Below are 5430 nucleotides of genomic sequence, written 5' to 3'. Positions count from 1 at the left end.
GACCGGCTCGCATCCCAGCACCGGCTCTTTGGAAAAGTCACTGACCGGACCCACCACAACAAAGCCTACCCACGACGCCACTTGACCAGAGAGGCGCCCGAAAAGCACCGACCTGTCCACCTACGGGCTGGAAGATCTGGAGCACGTCGCCCAGGAACTCAACGGCCGTCCTCGCAAAACCCTCGATTGGGACACCCCGGCCGAGCGGATCCGTGATCTACTAATCCCGGCCTAATTCACCGCAGTGTTGCAACGACTACTTGAAACCGCCCCACACGTGGTCCCCGATATGCGGCCATGATGGACGGCTTCGGCCTTACCGCGAGGGAACAGTTAACGTGCGGGCTCCACGTGCACGTCTCCGTCGGTTCGGACGAGGAAGGCGTGGCGGTTCTGGACCGGATCCGCATCTGGCTTCCGGTGCTGGCGGCCTTGAGTGCGAATTCGCCGTTCTGGAACGGCGCTGACACCGGGTACGCCAGCTACCGCACACAGGCTTGGGGTCGGTGGCCGACAGCTGGCCCGGTCGAGTTGTTCGGCTCGGCTGCCAGGTACCATTCCCTGATCGCCGGGTATGTCGCATCCGGAGTTCTGCTGGACGAAGGGATGGTCTACTTTGACGCCCGGCTGTCCCGGAAGTACCCCACCCTGGAGGTCCGTGTGAGCGATGTCTGCCTGTACGCCGAGGACGCCGTCCTCATCGCGGGGCTGGTCCGTGCGTTGGTGGAGACGGCCGCAAGAGAATGGCGGCAGGGCATCCCTCCTCGCCCGGTCCCGGCCGCATTGCTTCGGCTGGCCCTCTGGCGGGCCAGCCGGTCTGGCATTAACGGTGATCTCCTGCATCCCGTGGACAACCGGCCGCAACCGGCGCCGGACATCATCGAGGCCCTCCTCAACCACGTCCGGGCCGCCCTGGCCGATTCCGGGGATCTCCACCGCGTGCGATCCGGGCTGGCTGCCATCATGCGGCGGGGCACCGGGGAAGGCCGGCAACGCGCCACGCTCGCACGCACAGGAAAGCTATCCGCCGTGGTCACCGACGCCATCCGTTCCAGCCGCCGCTCGCAGCCTCTTGGCGGGAACCCCGCCGGCGCCGGGATCCTCAGCACAGGTTGAGTTGCAAAAGCGCAGCAGCGACACACGACCGCCAATTGTCCCTCGTCCCAACAATCGGAAGCCTGCCTGGAAATGGTTCGCTGACCGGAGGGCCCATCCAGCGCGGATTCCCCGCAGGTCGTGGGTCGGAATCGCCGGTGGATGAGCCGGGAGCCGGAGGCCAGCTCATTGTTGCAGCCCCAACGCGAGGGTATCGTCGCCGGAAAGGGGCTCGTCCAGAACGCTGAAGATCCGATCAGCCGGCGCGGCCTCACTGTCTTCGACTGACGAGAGGTGGAAACAATGAGTGAGGCTGACAAGATCAAGAACGCGGCTGAGAAGGCCGCGGGAAAGCTCAAGGAGAGCGCGGGCAAGATCGCGGGGGACAAGTCGCTCGAGGCTGAAGGCAAGACCGACCAGGCCAAGGCGAGTCTGAAGCAGGCCGGCGAACATGTGAAAGACGTGTTCAAGAAATAGCGAACGCGCCCGGTACACTCAGGTGCCCGGACCTTCCGGGAACAACGGAAAGGAACACCATGAACATGCTGCTCATCGTCGTGGCCATCATCGCGATCGTCCTCTTGCTGACGGGCGGTTTTGTGCAGTCGCTGAACTTCCTATTGTGGGTGGGTGTGATCCTGCTGGTGATAGCGGTCATTGCGTTCTTGGTGCGCTCGATGTCTGGTCGTCGAGGCGCGTAACAGGCGCGTGAACCCAGCCGAAGCCACGATGCAAGGCTGGTCTTGGTTCCTGCGGCGGCTGTTTGGGCTCACAGGTGCTCGATAAGACCCAGCCGAAATCCGCGTTCCTGTTGTGCCTGTCGCAGAATTGCCAGGACCATCAGTCCAGATCGCAATGCCCACACCCGCCGCGGCAACCGTTGAATCGTGCACTGGACGCGCGCTGACCACAGGCATATTCTCACCAGCAGCGAAGCGTTCGCGAATCGACGTGCGGAGGTCCACCATGAGCGAAGAGATAGCGACACCAGTATCTGATGAAAGCGGGACGTCCCAGTCTGCGAAGCCACGCGAGCCGGACGCGGACAGCCCGGTTGGAGATATGTCAGTAGAGGGCGAAACCGAAGTAGGTCCGTACCCGTCCCTGACTCACATCGAAAACATGGAGCAGGCAGACCTGCCAGCAGTTGCCGAAAACGCCGCCGAAAGAAAGCCCAGCGAAGACGAGTGACGGCGCCGGGGTCAACCCCGCCAAGCAGAAACTGGATGACCAGTTCGCGACCGCTGACGATCGCAAGGCCGCCTGCGTGCCTCGACCCCGATGGTGAACAGCTCACAAGAGAGAACGCTCATCAGCGGAAACCCACCGGGCCACAACGCGGACGCCGGCGGCTACCAGCCGTAGGTGGGGATTGAATCCGTGGACGTTCTTGCTGGAGCTCTATTCTGCAAATCCTGCAATAGGCGCATTGGTCTCCCGGGCGACGGTCGGGTCAGGGGCGCGAGCATGGTGTGTCGGGGCGTCGTCACGGAGCCCGGCAGCCTTGCACCGGTCGGTGCCGTTTGAGATGGCGTAATACTCGTCCAGAGAATCGGTGTCGGGTTCGGTCAATTCGTCGTCATCCTGGTTGTCCAAATGGGGAGCCTTGATGATGAGGAACTTATTGATCGCTACGCGGAGGTGGACGCCGTCCCACTGCGCGCCGTCGAGCGGTACGAATGATTTGGCCGACCCGAGTATCCCCGTACGCACGCTAGCCCACTGAGGGGATCGATGGACGGGGTTCACGTAGATTCGGACCAGCGTGCCGATCTCATTACCCTCGGGGTCAATCACAAGGGCGTCGCACAGATCGTCGCTCGTAAAGTCGACCACGATTTTCCCTTCTTTGTGGTCCACAGCGGGGACTTCGTCTGGGCCAGCATTCCTTCCGCTCACGAGGTGCTTTCGCCGGCCAGTGTAGGACACCCGTTCTTTCTCCACCATGGCTCGACACGAAGTTCCCGACGTTGAACATCGCTCGCGAAACGCATGCCAATGCCAGCAGCACCCGCTGCCTCCCAGTGGATCCGTGGAAGTTCGTGCTGTCTTTTGCCCCAGACGGAGCACTTATCAGGGGAGTCCTATTCTGCAAATCATGCGAACATGCCGGAGTCAAGCTGTCATAATATCCATTATCGGTCATATTGGGTGGGATTCCGGGTGTGATCAAAGTGTCATGCACCGTGGTAAATGGCTAAACTTATGCACATGTCACTACCCCAGCCCGGACTGAGGGCGTACGAAATGTCCATTCGTTCGGACACCACTGAACTTGTCGGCCAGATGCGCGAGCTCTTGGGCGCCCAGCTGGTTGCCTATCTGGGTTCCGTGACCGAAACCCGCGCCGTACGACAGTGGGCCGATGGCACCCGTAAGCCACCAGCGGACGCGATTCGCCGGTTGAGGCTCGCTTACCAGGTCGCTGGTCTGCTCAACGAACGGGACCAGCCGGCGGTGGTCCAAGCTTGGTTTCAGGGGATGAATCCCCAGCTCGAAGACACGGCGCCGGCGCGGCTCATCCGTGAGGGCAACCCGGATGAAGTCGGCCCTCGCGTGCTGGCCGCCGCTCGCGCGTTCGCTGCCGTTCGATAGCGGACCCCACTCCGGCCGCAGCCAACTGTTTGGCCACGGATGCTGCTCGCTATGCGTTCAGGCCAGTCGGGAGCGTCGAATTTCAGCGGTGCCGGAATCGTCCGAGAATACGAGATCGAGTCGCGTCCGCCGGGTCAAAACCCAGAATTGGGTGTAATACTGGTGGTATTGAAGTGGTTATGCGGGTTTTTCTCGGATTCCACCGGCGATTGAAGGATCACATGGCTATCACGACGCACGTCACCACCGCCCACACGAGGATGATCAAGCTCGACATTCGGGAGATCACTCGCCGATTGAATGGGGCCCTGGGCGGGACTCTTGTTGCCTCTCTATCCGGGAGCAAAGACGCGAAACTCCCGTACCGGTGGGCGAAGACCGATGGTCCCGCGCCGAAGAACGAGGCGATGCGACGCCTTCAGTTCGCCTACGAGCAGTGGACGATGCTGGCCGAGGCTGAAGGTGAGCACGTCGCCCGCGCCTGGTTCATTGGAGCGAACCCGTGGCTCGGATATGACACCCCGGTCACCGCCATTCGTGAAGACCGGTTCAAGGACGTAGCCACAGCGGCTCAGGCCGTCATCGACGATTCCTTCTCCGGCTGATGCAGGTTTGTGCCCGCTCTGGGCTGGAGCTCGTGGATGATCCGATGCCTGGCAACTACCGCATTGCTCGTACTTCGTTCGGGCCGCTCGCCCCGGTGCCCCGAGAACTAGAACCTGACGGCTCTCTCGACCCTGCCGGTTGGAGCCGTTTCGATACTGTCGGGCGCACTCTGTACTCCACTGACGACCGGCTCACGTCTTTCATGGAGCTTCTGGCTCCGTACCGTACCGAAATCAACGGCGCCCGTCGCGCCCTGCAGAAAGACGCGGATGCGATGGGTGTCCCGCTCGATGAGTACTGGGCCATGGTCGTCGCCGACTGGGATGAGGCCGGAACGATGCGGGCCAGGTGGCTACCGAAAGTGTGGCGAGATGGCCGGGTTATCTATCGCCTGAACTATCCGTCTGGTTGGTGGGTGGACATTACATCAACCAGAACCCTCGCGGCGCTGTCCGCGCACCTCGACAGCGAACTGACTGACCTGGGTGTTACCGGAGGCCTCACCGTCGCCCACGTCACAAGTGACGACCGGGCGATCACCACCTTGATCGCGGGGTGGCTCAGAGACACGGTGACACTTTTTGACGGTACGCAGCCCCTCGGGGTTCGCTTCACCTCCAAGCACGGGCACCCCACCGGCGGAACCGGAACATGCTGGGCGTATTGGATGCCCGCGACCGACGCAGGGTTGGACGAGCCGATCAATATCACCGACGACATCGCCGTCGCCGAGCGTGACGCGGACTTGAAAACGGCACAGGAGTTCTGCAAGATCCAGACTCGTTGACCACGGAAAGCAGAAACGCTGAATCTCGCGTGTCGGCGGTTTCGCGCGGGATTTCACCTGTCTCGCTAGTTGAAAGACAGAGCGAGTCTCGACGGGTGTCCCGCAGGACGCATGTGAGCGGGATTTCCTTACGGGCGGGGTAAAGGTGACTCTCTTGGCCAAGCGGGCTGTGCAGGCCAGTCTCCGCGGGGCATATCCGTAGGAGGTCCCTTCCCCGAGAGGAGGAGCGGCGACTGCCGGCTTAGCCTCAATACCGTTCAGTTAAGCGTTTGAATGGTGATTTCTGAGGTGTTCAGGGGTTGTGGCCATTGGGCGTGGTGGAGACGTTTGGCGGGCCACTTGGAGAT

The 5430-nt window shown here is 61.9% G+C and carries 8 protein-coding genes and 1 pseudogene; 8 read left to right on the top strand and 1 reads right to left on the bottom strand.

Annotated elements, in window-relative coordinates:
• Positions 1–97: 97 nt before the first annotated feature.
• The 5 genes and pseudogenes from E3O23_RS11370 to E3O23_RS11355 all read left to right on the top strand — a co-directional run.
• Positions 98–235, top strand: a pseudogene (locus E3O23_RS11370) (IS30 family transposase); the annotation flags it as partial.
• 62 nt (positions 236–297) lie between these two features.
• Entirely contained in the window at positions 298–1116 is an 819-nt protein-coding gene (locus E3O23_RS11365) for a glutamate--cysteine ligase (protein WP_134491110.1), read from the top strand.
• A 282-nt stretch (positions 1117–1398) separates the two neighbouring features.
• Positions 1399–1572, top strand: coding sequence for a CsbD family protein (locus E3O23_RS11360; RefSeq protein ID WP_134491108.1), 174 nt, complete (start codon positions 1399–1401; stop codon positions 1570–1572).
• A gap of 59 nt (positions 1573–1631) precedes the next feature.
• Positions 1632–1796, top strand: a complete 165-nt coding sequence (locus E3O23_RS18160; protein WP_166790493.1) for a DUF2207 domain-containing protein — start codon at positions 1632–1634, stop codon at positions 1794–1796.
• Between the two features lie 265 nt (positions 1797–2061).
• Positions 2062–2286: a hypothetical protein gene (locus tag E3O23_RS11355; protein ID WP_134491106.1), complete on the top strand. Its 225-nt coding sequence runs from the start codon at positions 2062–2064 to the stop codon at positions 2284–2286.
• A 210-nt stretch (positions 2287–2496) separates the two neighbouring features.
• Here the strand turns inward: E3O23_RS11355 and E3O23_RS11350 are convergent, their stop codons facing one another.
• On the bottom strand, positions 2497–3042 hold the full coding sequence (locus tag E3O23_RS11350; protein WP_134491104.1) for a hypothetical protein: 546 nt from the start codon (positions 3040–3042) through the stop codon (positions 2497–2499).
• A 300-nt stretch (positions 3043–3342) separates the two neighbouring features.
• Here E3O23_RS11350 and E3O23_RS11345 point away from each other — a divergent pair, with 300 nt between their 5' ends.
• From E3O23_RS11345 to E3O23_RS11335, 3 genes are all read left to right on the top strand, one after another.
• On the top strand, positions 3343–3690 hold the full coding sequence (locus E3O23_RS11345; RefSeq protein WP_198415180.1) for a helix-turn-helix domain-containing protein: 348 nt from the start codon (positions 3343–3345) through the stop codon (positions 3688–3690).
• Between the two features lie 221 nt (positions 3691–3911).
• Positions 3912–4295 carry a hypothetical protein gene (locus E3O23_RS11340; protein WP_134491102.1) on the top strand — a complete coding sequence of 128 codons (384 nt, stop codon included), beginning with the start codon at positions 3912–3914 and terminating at the stop codon, positions 4293–4295.
• Between the two features lie 32 nt (positions 4296–4327).
• Complete coding sequence (locus E3O23_RS11335; protein ID WP_134491100.1) at positions 4328–5083, top strand: hypothetical protein; 756 nt, start codon at positions 4328–4330, stop codon at positions 5081–5083.
• Positions 5084–5430: the final 347 nt, after the last annotated feature.

The organism is Cryobacterium tagatosivorans (assembly GCF_004402215.1).
GTDB classification, from domain to species: domain Bacteria; phylum Actinomycetota; class Actinomycetes; order Actinomycetales; family Microbacteriaceae; genus Cryobacterium; species Cryobacterium tagatosivorans.
The sequence above is the reverse complement of the archived record's forward strand: the minus strand, read 5'-3'. Positions and strand labels throughout refer to the sequence as shown.

Coding starts and splice junctions, on each gene's coding strand:
- E3O23_RS11350 (WP_134491104.1), bottom strand. CDS start 3,042: ATGGTGGAGAAAGAACGGGTGTCCTACACTGGCCGGCGAAAGCACCTC.
- E3O23_RS11365 (WP_134491110.1), top strand. CDS start 298: ATGATGGACGGCTTCGGCCTTACCGCGAGGGAACAGTTAACGTGCGGG.
- E3O23_RS11340 (WP_134491102.1), top strand. CDS start 3,912: ATGGCTATCACGACGCACGTCACCACCGCCCACACGAGGATGATCAAG.
- E3O23_RS11345 (WP_198415180.1), top strand. CDS start 3,343: ATGTCCATTCGTTCGGACACCACTGAACTTGTCGGCCAGATGCGCGAG.
- E3O23_RS11355 (WP_134491106.1), top strand. CDS start 2,062: ATGAGCGAAGAGATAGCGACACCAGTATCTGATGAAAGCGGGACGTCC.
- E3O23_RS11360 (WP_134491108.1), top strand. CDS start 1,399: ATGAGTGAGGCTGACAAGATCAAGAACGCGGCTGAGAAGGCCGCGGGA.
- E3O23_RS18160 (WP_166790493.1), top strand. CDS start 1,632: ATGAACATGCTGCTCATCGTCGTGGCCATCATCGCGATCGTCCTCTTG.